The 17730-nt window shown below is 60.8% G+C and carries 16 protein-coding genes; 5 read left to right on the top strand and 11 right to left on the bottom strand.

What is annotated here, in order from left to right; all coding sequences use genetic code 11:
• Positions 1-159 precede the first annotated feature (159 nt).
• The gene (locus tag ACFHWW_RS10035) at positions 160-498 is read left to right on the top strand and encodes a hypothetical protein (RefSeq protein ID WP_198516694.1); all 339 of its coding nucleotides are present in this window, start codon (positions 160-162) and stop codon (positions 496-498) included.
• 122 nt (positions 499-620) lie between these two features.
• Here the strand turns inward: ACFHWW_RS10035 and ACFHWW_RS10030 are convergent, their stop codons facing one another.
• Positions 621-1247, bottom strand: coding sequence for a hypothetical protein (locus tag ACFHWW_RS10030; RefSeq protein WP_379938110.1), 627 nt, complete (start codon positions 1245-1247; stop codon positions 621-623).
• Between the two features lie 200 nt (positions 1248-1447).
• Positions 1448-2161 carry a DNA helicase gene (locus tag ACFHWW_RS10025; protein ID WP_100671792.1) on the bottom strand — a complete coding sequence of 238 codons (714 nt, stop codon included), beginning with the start codon at positions 2159-2161 and terminating at the stop codon, positions 1448-1450.
• A gap of 736 nt (positions 2162-2897) precedes the next feature.
• On the opposite strand from ACFHWW_RS10025, the gene ACFHWW_RS10020 reads away from it, so the two are divergent.
• From ACFHWW_RS10020 to ACFHWW_RS10005, 4 genes are all read left to right on the top strand, one after another.
• Positions 2898-3884, top strand: a complete 987-nt coding sequence (locus tag ACFHWW_RS10020) for a helix-turn-helix domain-containing protein (RefSeq protein WP_379938109.1) — start codon at positions 2898-2900, stop codon at positions 3882-3884.
• A gap of 437 nt (positions 3885-4321) precedes the next feature.
• The gene (locus ACFHWW_RS10015) at positions 4322-4744 is read left to right on the top strand and encodes a helix-turn-helix domain-containing protein (protein ID WP_379938108.1); all 423 of its coding nucleotides are present in this window, start codon (positions 4322-4324) and stop codon (positions 4742-4744) included.
• Between the two features lie 107 nt (positions 4745-4851).
• A complete protein-coding gene (locus tag ACFHWW_RS10010; RefSeq protein WP_379938107.1) occupies positions 4852-6387 on the top strand; it encodes a DUF1254 domain-containing protein in 1536 nt (511 codons plus the stop codon).
• Between the two features lie 112 nt (positions 6388-6499).
• The gene (locus tag ACFHWW_RS10005) at positions 6500-7984 is read left to right on the top strand and encodes a DUF1254 domain-containing protein (protein WP_379938106.1); all 1485 of its coding nucleotides are present in this window, start codon (positions 6500-6502) and stop codon (positions 7982-7984) included.
• A 374-nt stretch (positions 7985-8358) separates the two neighbouring features.
• Here the strand turns inward: ACFHWW_RS10005 and ACFHWW_RS10000 are convergent, their stop codons facing one another.
• The 9 genes from ACFHWW_RS10000 to ACFHWW_RS09960 form a co-directional block, all read right to left on the bottom strand.
• Positions 8359-9444, bottom strand: a complete 1086-nt coding sequence (locus ACFHWW_RS10000; RefSeq protein WP_379938105.1) for a Gfo/Idh/MocA family protein — start codon at positions 9442-9444, stop codon at positions 8359-8361.
• A complete protein-coding gene (locus ACFHWW_RS09995; protein WP_379938104.1) occupies positions 9441-9893 on the bottom strand; it encodes a nuclear transport factor 2 family protein in 453 nt (150 codons plus the stop codon). Before ACFHWW_RS09995 ends, ACFHWW_RS10000 begins: the two co-directional genes overlap by 4 nt.
• 198 nt (positions 9894-10091) lie before the next feature.
• Positions 10092-10937 (bottom strand): SDR family NAD(P)-dependent oxidoreductase, encoded by an 846-nt coding sequence (locus ACFHWW_RS09990; RefSeq protein WP_379938262.1) that lies wholly within the window; start codon positions 10935-10937, stop codon positions 10092-10094.
• A 125-nt stretch (positions 10938-11062) separates the two neighbouring features.
• Entirely contained in the window at positions 11063-11500 is a 438-nt protein-coding gene (locus tag ACFHWW_RS09985; RefSeq protein WP_018095588.1) for a DsrE family protein, read from the bottom strand.
• A 127-nt stretch (positions 11501-11627) separates the two neighbouring features.
• Entirely contained in the window at positions 11628-12593 is a 966-nt protein-coding gene (locus tag ACFHWW_RS09980; protein WP_379938103.1) for an MBL fold metallo-hydrolase, read from the bottom strand.
• 93 nt (positions 12594-12686) lie between these two features.
• Entirely contained in the window at positions 12687-13676 is a 990-nt protein-coding gene (locus ACFHWW_RS09975; protein WP_100671801.1) for an alpha/beta fold hydrolase, read from the bottom strand.
• Positions 13677-13764: 88 nt separating this feature from the next.
• Positions 13765-14064: a tautomerase family protein gene (locus tag ACFHWW_RS09970; RefSeq protein ID WP_056584964.1), complete on the bottom strand. Its 300-nt coding sequence runs from the start codon at positions 14062-14064 to the stop codon at positions 13765-13767.
• A 46-nt stretch (positions 14065-14110) separates the two neighbouring features.
• On the bottom strand, positions 14111-15109 hold the full coding sequence (locus tag ACFHWW_RS09965) for a zinc-dependent alcohol dehydrogenase family protein (protein ID WP_379938102.1): 999 nt from the start codon (positions 15107-15109) through the stop codon (positions 14111-14113).
• Between the two features lie 122 nt (positions 15110-15231).
• Positions 15232-17409, bottom strand: a complete 2178-nt coding sequence (locus tag ACFHWW_RS09960; RefSeq protein ID WP_379938273.1) for an ATP-binding protein — start codon at positions 17407-17409, stop codon at positions 15232-15234.
• Positions 17410-17730 lie beyond the last annotated feature (321 nt).

Below are 17730 nucleotides of genomic sequence, written 5' to 3'. Positions count from 1 at the left end.
GCGGCGCGGAAAGAGCCTTTCCAGCCCAAGGACTTGGTCTGGCTGGATTCCTGTGACAAGCACAGGAATGAGGAAATCAAACAAGTGGCGGCAATGCGGGTGACTTCGGCCGCACACGGTGTAAGTTGGCAGCCATCTACCACCACGAAGAGAGCGCCAATGCCCCGTTTTCTAGCCGTGTACACCATGAAGCCCGAAGACCTCGCCGCCTTCCGCAGTCTGCCCAAGGCAGAGCAGGACGCGATCGACGCAGTCGGACTGGAACAGTGGGCAGCATGGGAGGACAGAAACGCCGCATCCATCCTCGATCGTGGTGGCATGGTGGGCAAGACGACACGCGTAACCAGGGACGGTATCGCCGATGCCGTGAACCCTTTTTGCGGCTACCTTGTCGTCGAAGCGGAAAGCATCGAGGCCGCGGCGCGGCTGTTCCAGGACCACCCGCACATCACAGTCTTCCCAGGAGACGGCGTAGATATCATGCCCTTTCTGACCTGAACGCCTTCGGTCAGCTATTCAAGCGAGATTGTGCCCAAACAGAAACGCGTTGCCCATTCTGGACTGGTGGCGCCGGCTTGCTTTTCGGCACCGGGTGTATGCCGCGAGCGGCCCTGCCACCGTCAATTGCTTGCGAAGCAGTAGAAGAGGCCGTCTCCGCCGGTTCCCTTGAATGCCTCGTTCGAGCAGCCGCCCCTCGTCGAATGCGACGAATTCCAGGATTTCGCCGCATCGGAATCGTCCAGGCCCGTTCGGTCGCTGTGGCCGACGATCGCCGCGCCCTCCGCGCCGCCCATTGTCCAATTGCCGCAGGTTTCCGGTGCGGCAGTTCCATCTAGTTTCGAGCCAGTCAGGATGTCGTGGCGGTTGGGGCTGTCGCCACGGCCGGGAATGACTTCGCCTTTCTCGTTGAGAGCCGTCTGCTTCGTCACGTTGTTGCCGTCGCTGTGAAGGGAGGCGACATCGTCGGCGATCTTCTCGCCCTTGGCGTTGTACCAGGGACCGTTTCCGATCCGATCCCTGGCGTTCTCGGTGTCGGTGGATAGATAGGCTCTCCAGGTCTTGCCCGTCGAACCACTCGCCGTCGCCAAGGAATTGCAGTATGCGTCGGCTCCGGCCAGTCCTCCGAGGTCGCCACCCCTGCCCGGATTTGCGCTGGTGACGAAGAAGCTCATGGAGGTGTCCTGGGCGTGTGCCGACAGTGGAGAGCAGGCCAGGACGGCCACTGTGAATGCAAGCGCGCGGTTCATGGCGATTCTCCAGCATTTCGTCAGTGAAGCGTATTGCTGAAAACGGCTGGCGTAAAATCGAAATCCTGTGATTGGAAAACCGGCAACCGTTAGGTGAGCCACGTTCATGCAAGCGCTGTCCAGAGCTGCATCGCTCCAACAGCTGTCCCTACCGGATCGACTGCCGCGACACTTCCAGGGCATCGCGGGAGTTGAGCGCGTTAGGCAACGTCTTGAAGCTGGGCCTCACCGTTATGTAGGAAACAGGCTTTGTTGAAGAGCCCCAAATCAACGAGATTTGGAAGACGGATGTCCCGAATGTCCGGCAGGCGCTTGCTTTCCGAATCAAACGACCGATCTACCTGCGAAATGAATCCGAGTACAACTCCAGTCTGTTTAGCGAAGTCGCGAAGAGCCAGAACTTGGTTCGACAGTGCTGGCTTAGTTCGCTGCTGATCCAGTATCTGCAGATAGTCGATCACGGCAACCGTCCCGCGCTCCGACCCCGATAAATGGCGGATGATGTAGTCCGCGCTAATATCATCAGACGTCAAGATTTCCAGCTTGTCGCAAAAACCGTGGGGTCCCTCGTCCAAAGAACGAAGGTGTCGCCTCGCCTGCTGTTCGGAAAATTCCAGCGTGAAGAAGACCGCCTTTCTGCCGTCTCGCGCAGCGTCGAGCAACAGTTGAAGGCCGAGCGTGGTCTTGCCATGTCCTGGGCGGCCGGCCATCAAGAGCAAATCACCCTTATCCAGCCGAGCTAGGATTGATCTGGACAGTGATGCCGCTGCGACTTGGGACGAGAGGAGGCTCCACCTCGCGAACCCTTCCTCACGCGCAACTTGGTCCAGTGCTTCGTGCAGGGGGACACTATTATTCCGGGCCATGAGCTTGGCTCGGCGTTTCAACTGGAAAATAGGGGCAGAAAGTTTCATCGAAGAACCTCCACTCCGAGCCAGAAGCGCAATCCCTCCTTATGCGATGCTCGAACAGATGGTTCGATGATGATGTCGTTACCCTGCATGTGCGATACTTCCCCGAAAGGAGGGAGGAGGCGTGGGCCAAGCCTGTGCTGCGGAAATTAGCGGGCCTGCCGATTCGTCACAAGACTTTCTGACAATGAGTGCCGGATACCGGTGCACGTTTCGGGTGCCCCTATTGGATGGTGAAGGATGGGGGGAGATTGCCGCCACGTTCAGGTGAGCACTGTCTAGGGCTGCACCGCGCCAACAGCTGTCACTACCGGATCGACTGCCACGACACTTCTAGGACATCGCGGAGGTGGCGTCGGTAGATGCGCGGCTGTAGGAAAGTTTCGGGGACTGCAACGTCTCCTCGTTCCTCATCCTGTGCTCGTCACAAGGATGAGAGCAGCGCCGCGTCTGCGGCGCGGGAAAAGGTCTTTCAACCCAAGGACTTGGTCTGGCTGGATTCCTGTGACAAGCACAGGAATGAGGAAATGAGATAAGCCGCGGCGGACGGCCTGAACCTCAGCAGGCCTTAAACCGGGGACTATTGCCGTCAAGTTCTCGCATTGCGATGCCGATGAACACTGGCTCCTCTATGTTTCAATCCTGGGTCGTGAAACGATCGACGAAGCTGAAGTCGTGGAATGCTTGCACCCAGGCCGTTTGCGGTATGAAACTTCTCCGAAAAGAGGGCTGTTTCGGAATGGAAGGAATTCTCCAGCAGGTCCCGTCCCCCTGGCACCGTATCGAGATATCGCAAGTCGAAGACCTGTCCGATGCCGTGCATGGTGCCGGAATGGAAGCTACACAGATGGCGCGTGGCAAGCTGTCAGGCAGCCTCATTTTTTCCGAGCAGGATGGCGTGACATACAGCGGCGGCTTCATAGAAGGCCGTGTGGCGCTTCGCGGACCTCTCTCCCCGGACACTCTTTCTTTGGGGCTTGGCCTTTGGCTTCCCGGATCATCCTGGCACTCGTTCACCGAGGTCAAAACTGGAGACGTGGCCATATATCATGGAGGGGACGAACACGATTCTCTCTACGCGCCGGGCTCCATGTACGCCGTAGCGACGATTTCCGCCGATCAGCTCGAGCAGGAAGCCGGAAAAAACGGAATGGTTCTGGACAGGGCTGCGCTGGGCGGAACTGGGATTCACAATCGATCCATGACGCCGGAGGTGGTAACGGCGCTTGCGGCGGAATTTAGCCGCATCCACACGGGCAACCCCGCACGGCCCGGTCTCGGGAAGATGCTGCTGAGAGCGCTCATCAATCATCTTGGTCGCCCCCCTTACAACCACGGACGCCGGGCCAACACACATCTTCATGCGAGGATCGTGGCGCGTGCCAGAGCCTACATAGTCGACCACCTTTCCGAGCCGATAGCCCTTGATGACATCGCCGCTGCCGCCTTCGCCTCGCGTCGTACGCTCTACCGCGCGTTCGCGGACATCCTCGACGACACTCCCCAAACATACGTCCGGCGTCTAAGGCTGCACAGAATAAGACGGGGCCTCGCGACTGATCGGGAACGAGCGTGCACCATCGCGGTCGTGGCAAATGAGTGGGGCATCAGCGAACTCGGCAGATTGGCGGGATGGTATCGCGAATTGTTCGGGGAACTGCCGAGCGAAACATTAGCAGCGTTCAAGCAGTCCGAATCCGCACAGGAAGGCTCGACAGCCCACTAGATTGGCAAAAGGCGCATAGAGGGCGCAAGATCGGCGGCAGTCTCGCCTTCAGCACATACGACGGCGTGATTCTCAGTTCGGGCTTTATCGCGGGGAATGCGATGGCGAGGGGTGTCCTGTCGGACGCTGCCGTCACCGTCGGAATTGTGCTCTCCCAGGTCGGTGGATTTCGAGTCTGTCTGCGACAGGCCCCGGAAGGAACGGTGGGTATTCTCCTTCCGGGTTGCGAGGTCGACGTCCTATGCGCACCAGGATCGATGTATGTAACGGCAACTCTTGATCTGCGCCGGCTGGAGGATGGTCTTGGCCGCAGGTTTCTGCAATCCGCGGTTCATTCCAAGCCATTGGCCCAGGAAAAACTCAAAGAGCTGAGAGAAGCGTTGCTCCGGGTGCACCTGGGAGTAGAAACAGAGGCCGGCGTCCACATAGGAAGCACGATGTTGCGGGCCGTAATTTCTCACTACGCAAACGATCGTGGGACGACCGCCGCAAGCCGGCCTTCGTCCTATGAAACCATCGTTCGACTGGCGCAACAATATATCGACCGGCATCTCGCAAGTCCTATATCGATAACCGATATCACGACGGCGTGCGGATCGTCCCGTCGCACCCTTTACCGCGCCTTTCTCGAGGTGCTGGGCGATACGCCCAACCACTATCTGCGCAGGCTTCGGCTGCATAGAATTCGCCGCGATCTGATGGCTGTCGATCAACTGGCGACCATATCGGCAAGCGCCAAAAAGTGGGGCATTGCCGAACACGGGCGCATGTCCGGCTGGTATCAGGAGCTTTTCGGAGAGAAGCCCAGCGCAACCGTAGCCGCACAATCCCTCCGCGCGATTTCACGGGCCTGGTTCTGAGATTGGCAAAAAACGCATAGCCGCCTGCGGGCGCGGGGGTGCATAGTCGGCCCGAAAATCCGGCATATCGGCATTGGAACACCAACCACAGCAGAAGGCCGAGTATCATGAAACGCACGACCGCATTTCCATCGATAGCCGCTGCATTCCTTGCGTTGGGACTGACCGGTTCGGCAGCGGCCGAAGAGGCACGCTTCGATCGACTGGCCAACCTACCGTTCGAGCAGAACCGTCCCACGGCCGAGACTGCCAAGACACTGAAGGACGAGCTTCTCTTTCAGCAGGCGACCCAAGCCTATATCTGGGCCTTACCGCTGATCAACACGCTGGGCATGAGGAGCGGAGCCGAGGACGTCTTTGGCACCGGCTACAACGTGATGCCCGTCTGGAAAGAGAGGCTTGACACCAAGACAATGGTGACGACGCCGAACTCCGACCTGATCTATGCGATGGCTTTCGTCGATATGGGCGAGACGGGTCCGATCGTATTTGAGGCACCTCCGAAACTTCAGGGCATCCTGCTTGACTTCTGGCAGCGGCCGATCCCGATGGACGGCGGCAAGTTTTTCGGCGACGTCGGCCTGCCCGGCCCCGATGCGGGCAAAGGCGGTACATTCGTCATCACGCCGCCTGGCTATGACGGACAGTTACCCAAAGATGCTTATATCTACCGCTCGGGCACCAATAACCTCTTCGTATTCCTACGCGCATTCTACGACGATCCGGACAATCTCGAGCCCACCAACAAACTGGTGGAACAGGTCAAGCTCTATCCGCTGAACCTCCCCGAGAGCGAGCGCAAGCCGATGCAATTTCCGAATGCCTCCGGCGTGAACGCGAACATGCTGCCGCGTTCGGATATCTCGGCGTTCGAGCAGTTGAAGTGGCTGATCGACCGTGAAGGCCAGAATCTGGCGGGACCGGACGGTCTTGGTCTCCTCGCCAATGTCGGCCTGATCGCGAAGGAACCCCTCTCGCCCTCTCCGCAGACGCGGGCAATCCTCAACACCGCAGCGGATGTCGGCTATAAGATGAGCCGCGCCATCGGCCTTAGCGAGGAGGTCGGCGGTAAGTCGCTCCTCGTCTGGCCAGATCGGCGCTGGACCAATCCGATAAACACCGCCGCCGAACCAGGACCGGAGAAGTCGATCGACCTATCCTGGGTGAACCGGGAACACGGCTTCACGGACATCGAGCACCGGGCATGGATGTTCACGGATTACTATTCAATCAGCCCCGGTATGGTGTCGCTGACGCCGGGCCGCGGTGCCTTCTACGCAATCGCCTTCAATGATGCGGACCGCACGCCGCTGTCGGGGGACAATTCCTACAAGGTGACGCTGCCGCCTGATGTACCGGCCGAGTTGTTCTGGTCGCTGACGCTCTACGAGGCGGAGAACGCATCGGGCCTTGCGACCGAGGAGCGGCGCTACCCGTCGCTCGGCTCTCGCGACAAACCGGTCGTCAATGCAGACGGCACGATCGACCTTTACGTCGGGCCGAAGGCTCCCGAAGGCAAGGAAGCCAACTGGCTGGCGACGGCTCCCGGCCGAGGCTTCTTCGCCATCCTTCGGCTCTACGGTCCAGGCGAGCGCGCCGTCGACTATAGCTGGAAGCCGGGCGATTTCGAGAAGATCAAATGACAAACTCCCGTTCAAGGCGAGACGGCTGACACGGCCGAGAATCCTAGCGAAATGAAATTCGGCGGGCCGATGGGCCGGCCCGGACCGGAAACCAACCTGCAGGAGAACGATCATGACCGTGCTTTCCAAAATTCTGACGTCGGCTCTTTTGGGATCGGCATTGTGCAGCGCATCGGCCGCATGGGCTGAGGAGGCGAACCCCTTCGAGGGCGATGCCGCAGTCAAAACCCGCATCGGCGAGTTGAACTTCCAGAGCGGATATCCATCCGCCGAGACGGTGAAAAAGCTGTATGACGAGATGGACTTCCAGCGCGCATCGCAAGCTTATCTCTGGGGCATCCCGGCGGTCGGTATGAACGAATGGCGTCGCGCCCACTACAGCGTGTTCGGCGGCAAGAGCGGCGAGATGCTCACCTATCTGGACTTCGCCGAAAAATTGGGAATCCTGACGCCGAACTACACGACGCCTTACATCGCCACCTTTATCGACTTGAAGGAAACTGGTCCTTTCGTCGTCGAAGTGCCTCCGGGGTTGATCGCGGGCATGATCCTCGACCCGTGGCAGCGGGTGCTTGCCGATCTCGGCGTCGTCGGCCCCGACATGGGCAAGGGTGGAAAATACCTGATCATGCCGCCCGGATACGGACCGGTGGAGGCACCCGGCTATTTCGTGGTGCAGGCCACGAGCCGCGACGTCTTCGCCGGCTTCCGGCTGCTCGATGCCGACAAGGAAAAGGCGATCGCCGAGATGATCCCGCAGATCAAGACCTACTCCTGGACTGTCGAAGGCACTGGCGAGCCGATGCCGGCACGCGCCGCCGGTGACAAGAAGTGGAGCCAGATGCCGCCACGCGGCATGGCCTACTGGGACAGTCTGAACGAAGTCATCCAGCGCAACCCCATCGACGAACGCGACCGGCTGATCCTGGCTCAATTGAAATTCCTCGGCCTCGAGAGAGGGAGGTCATTCAAGCCCGACGAAAGACAGAGCAAACTGCTCCAGGATGGGGTTCTGGTCGGCGAGGCGATGGCGAAGGCGAACACCACCGACAAAAGGGTAGAGCCTCCTTTCTGGGAGGGGACCAATTGGAAGCATGCTTTGGTCGTGGCGACCGATCAGAAGGCGAACACCTATGATCAGCTCGACGAGCGTGCCGCGTGGTTCTACGAGGCCGTCGTGATTTCGAAGGCGATGCTGACCCAGACTGTGGGCGTCGGACAGCGCTACATCGCGTCCTACAAGGACACGGACGGGGCATGGCTCTCGGGCGAGAACACCTACAAACTTCATGTCCCGGCCAATCCGCCGGCAAAGAATTTCTGGTCGGTCACAGCCTACGACGAGGCGACGCGGCAGATGCCGGTCACCGAGCAGGGACGGCCGGACATCTCATCGCGCAAGGAAGACATCGTCGCGAACGAGGACGGATCGGTGGACGTCTATTTCGGCCCGAAAGCCCCCGAAGGCAAGGAGGCGAACTGGGTGCAGACCAACCCCGACAAGGGGTGGTTCGCCTACTTCCGCTTCTATGGCCCGACAGAGGCGTTCTTCGACAAGTCCTGGGCGCTGCCCGACATTGAGAAGGTCAACCCGTAAGTCGTGAACTGTCGCCCTTCCTGTTTGACCACCATCCAGGAAGGGCGCACGCGGTTGCAGCGCAACGAATTCTTTCGATACTGGAGAGACCAAGCGATCGGTTTGCAAATCCGTCCATAAGTGGTCGAACCCTTGTTTGCATTGGGCCAACGGCCGTGCTCAGCCCGAGCCGAATCCAGCTGCTCGTGGTTGGTGGCGACTTCCTGCGTCTTCTGGTAGCTCTCGATCAGCAACGCGTAGGGCGGAAAGATTTTCGTGTAGATTTCCGCCCACTGCTGGGTATTACCGCGATGCCATGCGCGCTGTTCGCCACGTCCCGGACCTGCAGGACTTCGGGTCCTCCCGGCTCGTACATAACCAATGCCCTCATCGTCTCAGACATCGCGCGCCACTCCTCCGCTGTGCTCAACCGCATGGATAAGGCGGTGCAACTTGACGGCATCCCCGAATGTCGGGCTCTGGCGCGTGCCTGAGGTAATGTCGGACGCGAAGAGTTCGTAGAGTTTCTTGACGTTCCCCGTGAGCACGTTTTCGTCGGCACCGAAGTCGTCCGGTACGGAGAGCGAATGCAAGGTCTCGCCGTCCTGAGCGCCCATGAGTCTGAATCCACCCAGGCCCACGTAGCCCACGGGGCTTGTCAGCAACAGGTCGCCCTTGCTTCCGTTGATCTCCAGGTGAAAATTGGTCGCACGCGACAGCCCGCCGCGGAAGTGACTGGTGATCAGCGCGCCATTTGCGAGCTTGCCGGTGAAGGCGATCTGATCGGCGACCTCGAACGGGACGACCTCCTGGCTCTCGGTCATCCTGATCGTCGGGCGGCGACTGACGAGGGTGCCGGAGACCGTCTGGAAATCCTCGCCCAGAGCGAAAATCAGAGCGTCGATCGTATGCGCGAACGGCACGTGCAGCATGCTCGCGCCCTGGGAGGGGTCGAGCGTGTAGCGGAACGCTTCCTCGATCTCTTCGCCCCACGTGATCCCCGAGCCGATGACCGTCGCGGAGAGAACCTCGCCGACATAGCCTTGGGAAACGAGCCTCCGCATATGCCGGATGGTGGGGTTTGCCCGGGTCTGGAGCCCGACCATCGCCGAGACACCTTTCTCCAAGGCGAGCGCGTTCATGGTTTCCGCATCGCGCAGGTTCATACCGAGGGGCCACTCCGAGAACACGGATTTCCCGGCTTCCAGGGCCGCCGTCACCAGCCCAAGATGTTCCGGCACCCTAACCGTGACCACGACTAGGTCGACCTCAGGATGATTGACGAGTTCCTCCGTCGACGAAACGGCATGGTCGAAACCGAACTTCTCGGCCGATGCCTTTGCGATCTCCATGCGGGTGTGGCTCACTGCGGAAAGTCGAAACTGCTCGAGGTCACGCAACGCGGGCACATGGGCGGTCGATGCCCAACCGCGGTCCGGATGGACGCCGATGATGCCGACTCCGATGGGGCCCTGGGTCATTGCAAACGCTCCTTGGGCGAGATTTCCAGAATGGTTCGGCGAAGCTCCAGCTTGGCTATGCGCCAGTGTCCGTCCAGAAACTCCCAGGTTTCGTAATAGTGGCCGTAGCCGTGCATGCTGGCGGGGCGTTCATCGTTCGCGGGCGGGAAGACCAAGTAGTCCTCCATCGACCAGATTGCGTCGACCAGACCTTCCGCGACGCGCTCCATCTCTGCGTTGTGGACGTGATGAATCGTGCGCGCGCCTTCAAGGTAGCTGGCACTTGTCGTGACGAATTCGTCGACCGACGTGAAGGCATGGATCGTATGACCATCGGGATCAACGAAACGGATGGTCGGCGCGTCGGCGAAAAGTTCCCGGAATTTCTCCCAGTGCTTGGTGTCGACATATCGGCAATAGCGGGCTTTCCTCATTGCGATCTCATCGAATGCCTGTGAATTATCCTGCATTTGCATTCTCCGTTCGGAGGCCTACATAAGGCGCTCGCTCTGGACGTTTGAGGTCGATTAGTCCTGAACTGTTGTCTGATCGTCCAAAATTCACGGATCACACTCCGGCCATGTTCAAGAAGGCGAGCTCTGTCGCGCATCGGGGGAAGCCGCACCCGAGGTGATTTTCGTACATGGAACCCACGTGTTGGAGCGTGTTCATCGGCACTCTTCCAGGAATTTCAGCGCCATGTGCCAAAGTCTCTCCGCGTTGGAGGGGTCGAGCGCGTAGTCGGGAACGCCCTCCAACTTCAGCTGAGGACGGCTCTGGACGATCGGTGCCTCAGCGCAGTTCTCGAAGTAGCGCCCGTTGGTGCCCTCGACCAATGGGGAGGCAGCGACGAAGACTGACGTCGCTGCCCCCTCCTCGGGTGTCTTGCGCAGGTGCTCTGGGGTGCGGAGCCCTCCGGTGTGGCGCTGAAGGTTTGTGGCGATCGCGCCGGGGTTGAGGGCGTTCGAGACGATCCCGTCGTCCTTCCAGTGCTGTTTGATCCCGACGGAGAGCAGCGTGCACGCGGTCTTCGACTGGGCATACGCCAGCAGCGGATCATAGGGAATAAAGCGAAAGTGGGGATCGTCCCAGAATACGGGTCCGAAGAGGCTGCCGCTCGAACTCACGGACACGACACGCGCGCCCTGGGCGTTGGCAAGGTGCCGGCGGAGGCCGAGGGTCAAGGCGAAGTGACCCAGGTAATTGGTCGCGAACTGCATCTCCCAGCCTTGAGAAGAGCGCCGAAGGTCCGGCAAAGCCATGATTCCCGCGTTGTTGATGAGCGCGTGGATCGGGCCCTCCCAGTCTTCGATGAAGCGGCCGACAGAGCGGAGATCGGCAAGGTCGAGCGACCGGACCGAAATGTCGGGATTGGCCGTCCTGATCCTGAGGTCTTGCGCGACTTCCTCGGCGGCCTCCGGGCGACGGACGGCGATGACGACGGACGCGCCGGCAGCGGCGAGCGCAGCCGTCGTCTCGATCCCGATACCGCTAGCGCCTCCCGTGACGATCATGGTCTTCCCATGGAGGTCGACGTCGCTCAAGACTTCCGACGCCGTCGAATGGAATCCGAATTGTGGGACTTGAAGCATGTGAGCCTCCTGCAGATCGAGCCGTCACCCGGACGGAGCGCGTGAAGTCACTCGGTGATTTTGACGAAACCCTGCTGCACGAGCTGGATCGTGCGCGCCATCGCGTCGAGGTTGATCTTGATGTGGGGAAGGAGGTCGGCGTTGCCCCATCCGTTGACCTTGGCGGTCGCCCCGCAGAGCTCGACCTTCACGCCGACATCTATGAGATCGGAGACGAGCTTCTTGTACGGGTTGCCCGTGGCGATGTTGCGGGAGGCGTTGTAGGCGGCATCGTCGAGGGTGACATGGCCGGCGTTGGTGTGGAAGACCACGATGATGTCGGATGCCGCCTTCCAGTTCGCGATGTCCGTTGTGATCAGTTGGAGATGGAACAGCGCCGCGGGAAGATCGCCTTCGAACTCGAGGCCTCCGATGCTATGGACGGATTTCACTTCCTTGAGCTCGACCGGAATGTCGATGAAGAGCGCGCTTTTCGCTTCGGACATGGCTGTCTCCTGAGGGTTCAGACTGCTGCGACGGTTTGATGCCGGGACGCCCCGATGGGGGCGTCCCGTTGGCGCGCGGGAGGATGGGGAGGGACGCGCCAGGAAAACGGTTATTGCGGGTCAGGCGTTACACGCCCTCGTAGACCAGCTTGGTGAAGAACGCCGGGTCGATTACGAATTTGCCCCACTTAGCGTCGAAAGCTGCAGTGGGCTTGGCGGCTACGGTCTCGTCTTTTGAACGCCCCTCGCGCTTGAGCGCCGCGACGTTTTCCCGGATGGCGACGAGCATGTCGCGGAAGGCCTGGAGCTCCGCCCGGTTACTCACGGGGTTTCCGTGGCCGGGAATGATGATGGTCTTGTCGGTCGAGGCGGCCAGATTGGCGTCGGACGCGGCGATCATCCCGTCGATGCTGCCGCCCGTCGAGTGGTCGATAAAGGGGTAGATGCCGTTCCAGTAGGTGTCGCCAACATGGAGGACATCCGCTTCGCCGAACATCACGGAGATGTCGCCGTCCGTATGCGCCGGGCCGTAATACTTCATGTCCAGCGACTGGCCGTTCAGCTTGAGCGAATGCTCCTTCGCGAAGACATGCTTGGGCACGCCGATGGGCTCCAGGGCCAGGAAATTGTAGTCCCAGTCCTCGACCCTGTGCACCTGCGAGAGATATTTGCGGGTGTTCTCGTGGGCGATGATCTTGGCTCCACCCGCGCCAAGCCACGGGTTTCCGTCCGCGTGGTCGAAGTGCCAGTGGGTGTTGATGAGGTGGGTGACGGGCTCGGCGGAGATCGCCGCGAGCGTCTTCGTCATCTGCGTCTTGGAGACGCTGATGCCTGCGTCCACCATGAAGAGGCCGTCTTTGCCGTCCAGGACCGCTATGTTGCCGCCGGAGCCTTCGAGGACGGTGACGTTTCCTCGCAGTTTGTGGGTGGCGATCTTGGCACTGGCGGCGCTATCCTTGATGAGGCTCACCAAGCCGCGCGCTTCGGCGTAGGCGGCGCGGGGACTCATCCAGCCACTGGTAGCCGCGAAGCCCGCCGCCCCGATGCAGCAAAGGCAAAATCCACGACGGGAGAGCATGTGTTCGGATTTCATGGCATACCTTTCCGCAGCCGGTCTCAGGCGAGCCGACGGCTATCCAGCTGAATTTGTGGGAGGTAGGGCAGACCTCGCGGCCTGCCCGGGGCGTCACGCTTTGATAAAGGCCAGCAGGTCGGCGTTAATCACGTCGGCATGCGTCGTGAACATTCCATGCGGATAGCCGTCGTAGACCTTGAGCTTGCCGTCCTTGAGCAGCTTCACGGACAACTCCGCGGAGTCCGCGATCGGAACGACCTGGTCGTCACTGCCGTGCATGACCAGAACGGGCACGTCGATGATCTGGAGGTCCTCCGTGAAGTCGGTCTCGGAAAAGACCTTGATGCATTCGTAGTGGGCGTTCGCTCCGCCCATCATCCCCTGTCGCCACCAGTTGCGAATGGTGCCTTCCGATATGGCTGCGCCGGGGCGGTTGAAGCCGTAGAACGGGCCGCTGGCGATATCGAGATAGAGCTGCGCGCGGTTCGCCGCCAAAGCAGCACGGTAGCCGTCGAAGACCTCGATCGGAAGTCCGCCGGGGTTCTTAGCAGACTTGACCATAACGGGAGGAATGGCGGAAATCAGGACGGCCTTGGCGACCCGGCCCTTGCCGTGCCGGGCGACATACCTTGTGACTTCGCCGCCGCCCGTCGAGTGGCCGATGTGGATCGCGTCCCGGAGGTCGAGCGCTTCGGCAAGCGCCGCGACATCGGCGGCGTAGGTGTCCATATCGTTGCCGCCGGACGTCTGGCTGGAGCGTCCGTGCCCTCGCCGATCGTGGGCGATGACGCGGTAACCCTTACCCAGGAAGAAGAGCATCTGGTTATCCCAGTCGTCGGCGGAAAGCGGCCAGCCGTGATGGAAAACGACGGGCTGCGCGTCCTTGGGACCCCAGTCCTTGTAGAAAATGTGCGTGCCGTCTTTGGTCGTGATGCTGTTCATGGTCTCGCTCCCTTCAAGGATTGGGGTGGTTGGATTCGACGAGGCCGTGGCGGCCAGTACTTCCAAAGGAAGCGTCGCTGCAAGTGCGACGACGGCGGTTCCTGTCAGGACTTCACGTCTCGTCGCCGTGAGCATCGGAAACGCTTCTCTGGTAATCATATCTCTTCCCTCAGTGGCGTGAACACGGCTCCGCTATCGGCCGGATTACGCCCGGCCGCTCTATTGTGGTCGCCGTTAGTGCATGGGATCAGCCCAGGACAGGTGCCGCCGCGGCCCATTCCTTTCGGGTCGTCGGCGTGCCGTCGATCATCTCAACCACCTCTTTGGACTTCGAAAGTGTCGTCATCAGCGATTTGGGCCCCTCGAACGGGCGGCCGCCGATGTGCCAACCGTCGGTGTGGAGCTCCTCGATCAGGACCCACACGACCTCGCGGAAGGCTTCCGAGCCTTCGAACTTGACCATGACGTCGGTCAGGGCCTTAGCCATGGCGTGCTTCTCTTCCGGCGTGAAGACGCCGTCAACCAGTTTCACATTGACAAATGGCATGACGTAATTCCTCCAAGCGTTTGGATGAGTTGGCGGTGGGTTCCGGCTACTCGGCGACGTCGACGACGATCTTCCCCCTGGCAGTCCGGTCTTCGATTTCGGCATATGCTTCGGCGACGGTTTCGAAGTTGAAGCGGCGCGCGTCGAGGAGAGGTGTGACCTTTCCGGCTTCGACGAGGCGCTTGGCCTCGCGCAGGATCGCTCCATGGTGGGCGCGTCCTTCTCCGGTCAGGATCGGCAGCAGCGTGAAGACGCCTGAGTAGCTCGCAGCCCGGAAGGAGAGCGGAGCTAGTGAGTGGGTGCCCCACCCGAGGCAACTCACGACGTGTCCGAAGCGGCTCACCGCATTGAAAGCGGCGTCGATCCCGGACCCGCCCACGGTGTCGTAGACGACGTCGAAGCCGCGTCCGCCTGTATGGTCCTTCACATACTCCTCGGCGGTCTGATCGCGGTCGATTGCTGTAGCGCAGAGCTCCTCGATTTGGCTGTGCTTGGACGACTTGTCGACCGCGAAGACCTCGGCTCCCAAAGCGCGCGCGATCTGGATGGCGACATGGCCGACACCGCCGGCACCGATCACGAGCACCTTCTGCCGCGCCTTTACGTCCGCGCGATCCACGAGACCCTCCCACGCGGTTATGAAGACAAGCGGCAGCGCCGCCGCTTCGCGCATGGTCAGGTTGTCGGGCTTGGGTGCGAGCAGGTCGGCGTCGACGGTGACGAAGGTGGCCAGCGAACCCTGGAGACCACCGACACCGCCCGTCATTCCGAAAACCTCGTCGCCGGGCTTGAACGCGGCGACGCCGGGTCCTACGGCCTCGACGACGCCGGAGACGTCCATGCCGAGAATGGCCGGCAAGGGATGCCGCGCATGGGGAGCCTGGCCGCTCTTGATCTTGAGATCAAGCGGGTTGACGCTACTCGCCTTGACCCTCACCAGCACCTCGCCTGTCACCGGCGCTCGGCAGGCCATCCTGGTGCGAACGAAATGCGAGTTGTGTTCATTCAGGACGAGGGCGTCCATGGTGGTTGCGGTGGTCTTCATCTGCTTGCCTTTCATGCGGTCGACGACTATGCGACGAGCAGAAGATGCAGACCGATACGTTGTTGGGCCAGTGAATCATGGTGAATTCTTGTGACAGCGCCCGCACAGCCCCACCTGAGGGGTCAGGCCATCCGCGAGAGCAACTCCCTGACGGAGGCTAGGTCGGCCGTTTCAAACCCCTCGGTGAAACGCGCGTAGACGCAGGCTAAGGTGGCACGCGCGTCGGCGGGGTATCCGTGGTCGCCCGCCAGCTTGGCCAGGCTCGTTGCCGCCCGAAGCTCCCAGGAGATCGCGTCCTGCCGCCGCGCCACTTCAAGAGCGCGGAGATAGCAACGCTGGACGGCTTCGATATCGCCACCGCCGCGGAGCATCACATCGCCCTTCAAACGGTGGAGTTCGGAGACGCACCAGAGTTCCTCCCTCTCTTCGCTGGCGTTTATCGCCGCCTCGACTACCGTGCGGGCTTCGGCATGCTGTCCGAGCAAAGAGAGACCGTCGGCCAAAAAGCCTAGAAATCTAACATTGTAGAGATTGAAGAGTTTGACACGCGACAGTTCGGTCAGTCCGTTCCGCAACAGGGGAACGCCTCTGTCTGGGAGGCCCCGCTGTATCAACAACGTCGCCTTCCAGCACCGCCCAAACACTTCCCATGGACCGAGCGCGTTCGTCTTTGCAAGGTCGATGAGCTCAATGACGGCCGTATCCGCTGCCGCAAAGTCGCCCACATGGACCAGGATAGGACAGGACCAGCGCGCCAGGGCCTCACACAGCGAGATCGCATGGCCCGAGGCGCGGGCGGCTTCGACGGCGATGTCTACTGCCGCGATCGCCTGGATTGGAAGCCCTTGTACCCAAAGCAGCTGAGCGGGCTGTATTTTCGCGGCGACCGACTGACCGAACCTGAAGCGAACCGACCCTGCGGAGGCGGTCTCGGCCGAGGTGTCGTGTGTCATCATCAGGTCTGCGTGACGGCGGGAACCGCGGAAGTCGCCGACACAAAACAGAGTCATGGAGAGCATTCGATCGCCGATGAAACGGTCAAGGCCGCTGCCGCCGAGCGCGACGAAACGTTCCGCGGTTCCCAGCGATTCTCTGTATTCGCCCATGCCCACCTGGGCCATCCACAGGCCCCAGAGGGCTTCGGCTTGGGCGTCGAGGTCGCCGAACTCTTTCGATATCTCGAAAGCCTTCGCGAAGGCGGCGAGAGCTTGCGGGGCGAAACCGATTTTAAACGCCTGCGACAACCCCAACGCTCTGTAGAGCTGCGTGATTTGCCGGGCTTGGTCGTCTCTTCGCTCTCCGGGCGCGATCCCAAGTAACGCGCGCTGAACGCTCGTCATGCATTCGTCGACAAGGGAAAGCTGGTACCAAATGGGAATTGCGGCCACTGTGACCGCAAGGCCGATCTCGACGTCGCCGCCCTCTGCGTAGGCCCAATCAAGAACGAAGCGAACGTTGTTGATATTGGACGCGTATTTCAGCATCCATTCTTCGTTCGTAAGGGTCTCGACCTCGTCCTGCGAGTGACTAAGGATTGTGCACAGATATTGCGCCAGGTGGCGCACGAGGGCATCGGTCTCTCCCTCTTGCCGAAGTTTGTCCAAAGCGAACGCTCGTGTCGTGTCGAGAAGGCGGTACCTGACGCCTTTCCCTTGTGTGTCGACCGATACGAGGGACTTGGCGACGAGGTCCGCCAGGCGTGCCGGCACATCGGGTTGCGGGTTGTTTTGATCGGCGGCGACCGCCACGGCAGCTTCCCGTCCGAACTCTCCTCCTAATATGGCTAGGCGACGCAGGACCGTCTGCTCTCGAGCCGAAAGTGCTCCGTAGCTCCACTCGATCATAGCCGCCAAGGTTTGGTGACGGGGAAGAGCCGTGCGCCGCCCACCTGTCAGCAGTAGCAGGCGATCGTTCAGAAGTTCGGCAATGCCGCGCGTGCCGAATGCCTCGACCCGTGCCGCGGCAAGTTCGATTGCCAGAGCAATCCCGTCAAGCTGCCGACATATGTGCGCCCCGACCGGAGCTTCGTCGTCATTGAAGGAATACCCGCTTCCGGAAGAGGCAGCCCGCTCCACGAACAGACGGATGGCTGGGTATTTCAATGCGTCGTCGGCGGTCAGGACGACAGCCGATGGCGGCATGTCGAGAGGTGGGAGCCTGTAAACACTTTCGCCCTCCACTCGCAACGCTTCGCGACTGGTTGCCAGAATCGCGACTTCCGGTGCTTCACGGAGCAATGTTTCCGCCAGTCGTGCGGCGTCCTCAAGGATGTGTTCGCAGCTGTCGAAAACGATCAGCATTCTCTTTCCGCGGAGAAAGCCGATCAGGCTCCTTGTCGGATCGTCCGACGTCTCTGTCAGCCGGAGTGCCGAGGCCAAGATAGACGGGAGCAGCTGCGGATTCGTTATCGGAGCCAGGTCAAGGAAACAAATGCCGTCTTTGTGCGATGACAGGAGCTGGGCTGCCACGCGAATGCCGACCGTCGTCTTGCCCATGCCGCCAGGCCCGACGATAGTGACAATCCGGAATCGCTGGAACCGCCCTTCCACGATCTTGATCGCCTCTTCGCGCCCGATCACCTGCGTAAGTTGCTTCGGAAGGTTGTTGTCGACTAATGCCCC

The organism is Sinorhizobium sp. P24N7 (assembly GCF_042436655.1).
In the GTDB taxonomy this organism is placed as follows: Bacteria; Pseudomonadota; Alphaproteobacteria; order Rhizobiales; family Rhizobiaceae; genus Sinorhizobium; species Sinorhizobium meliloti_A.
This window is presented reverse-complemented; position numbering and strand designations above follow the sequence as displayed.

Coding starts and splice junctions, on each gene's coding strand:
- ACFHWW_RS10035 (WP_198516694.1), top strand. CDS start 160: ATGCCCCGTTTTCTAGCCGTGTACACCATGAAGCCCGAAGACCTCGCC.
- ACFHWW_RS10030 (WP_379938110.1), bottom strand. CDS start 1,247: ATGAACCGCGCGCTTGCATTCACAGTGGCCGTCCTGGCCTGCTCTCCA.
- ACFHWW_RS10025 (WP_100671792.1), bottom strand. CDS start 2,161: ATGAAACTTTCTGCCCCTATTTTCCAGTTGAAACGCCGAGCCAAGCTC.
- ACFHWW_RS10020 (WP_379938109.1), top strand. CDS start 2,898: ATGGAAGGAATTCTCCAGCAGGTCCCGTCCCCCTGGCACCGTATCGAG.
- ACFHWW_RS10015 (WP_379938108.1), top strand. CDS start 4,322: ATGTTGCGGGCCGTAATTTCTCACTACGCAAACGATCGTGGGACGACC.
- ACFHWW_RS10010 (WP_379938107.1), top strand. CDS start 4,852: ATGAAACGCACGACCGCATTTCCATCGATAGCCGCTGCATTCCTTGCG.
- ACFHWW_RS10005 (WP_379938106.1), top strand. CDS start 6,500: ATGACCGTGCTTTCCAAAATTCTGACGTCGGCTCTTTTGGGATCGGCA.
- ACFHWW_RS10000 (WP_379938105.1), bottom strand. CDS start 9,444: ATGACCCAGGGCCCCATCGGAGTCGGCATCATCGGCGTCCATCCGGAC.
- ACFHWW_RS09995 (WP_379938104.1), bottom strand. CDS start 9,893: ATGCAGGATAATTCACAGGCATTCGATGAGATCGCAATGAGGAAAGCC.
- ACFHWW_RS09990 (WP_379938262.1), bottom strand. CDS start 10,937: ATGATCGTCACGGGAGGCGCTAGCGGTATCGGGATCGAGACGACGGCT.
- ACFHWW_RS09985 (WP_018095588.1), bottom strand. CDS start 11,500: ATGTCCGAAGCGAAAAGCGCGCTCTTCATCGACATTCCGGTCGAGCTC.
- ACFHWW_RS09980 (WP_379938103.1), bottom strand. CDS start 12,593: ATGAAATCCGAACACATGCTCTCCCGTCGTGGATTTTGCCTTTGCTGC.
- ACFHWW_RS09975 (WP_100671801.1), bottom strand. CDS start 13,676: ATGATTACCAGAGAAGCGTTTCCGATGCTCACGGCGACGAGACGTGAA.
- ACFHWW_RS09970 (WP_056584964.1), bottom strand. CDS start 14,064: ATGCCATTTGTCAATGTGAAACTGGTTGACGGCGTCTTCACGCCGGAA.
- ACFHWW_RS09965 (WP_379938102.1), bottom strand. CDS start 15,109: ATGAAGACCACCGCAACCACCATGGACGCCCTCGTCCTGAATGAACAC.
- ACFHWW_RS09960 (WP_379938273.1), bottom strand. CDS start 17,409: ATGCTGATCGTTTTCGACAGCTGCGAACACATCCTTGAGGACGCCGCA.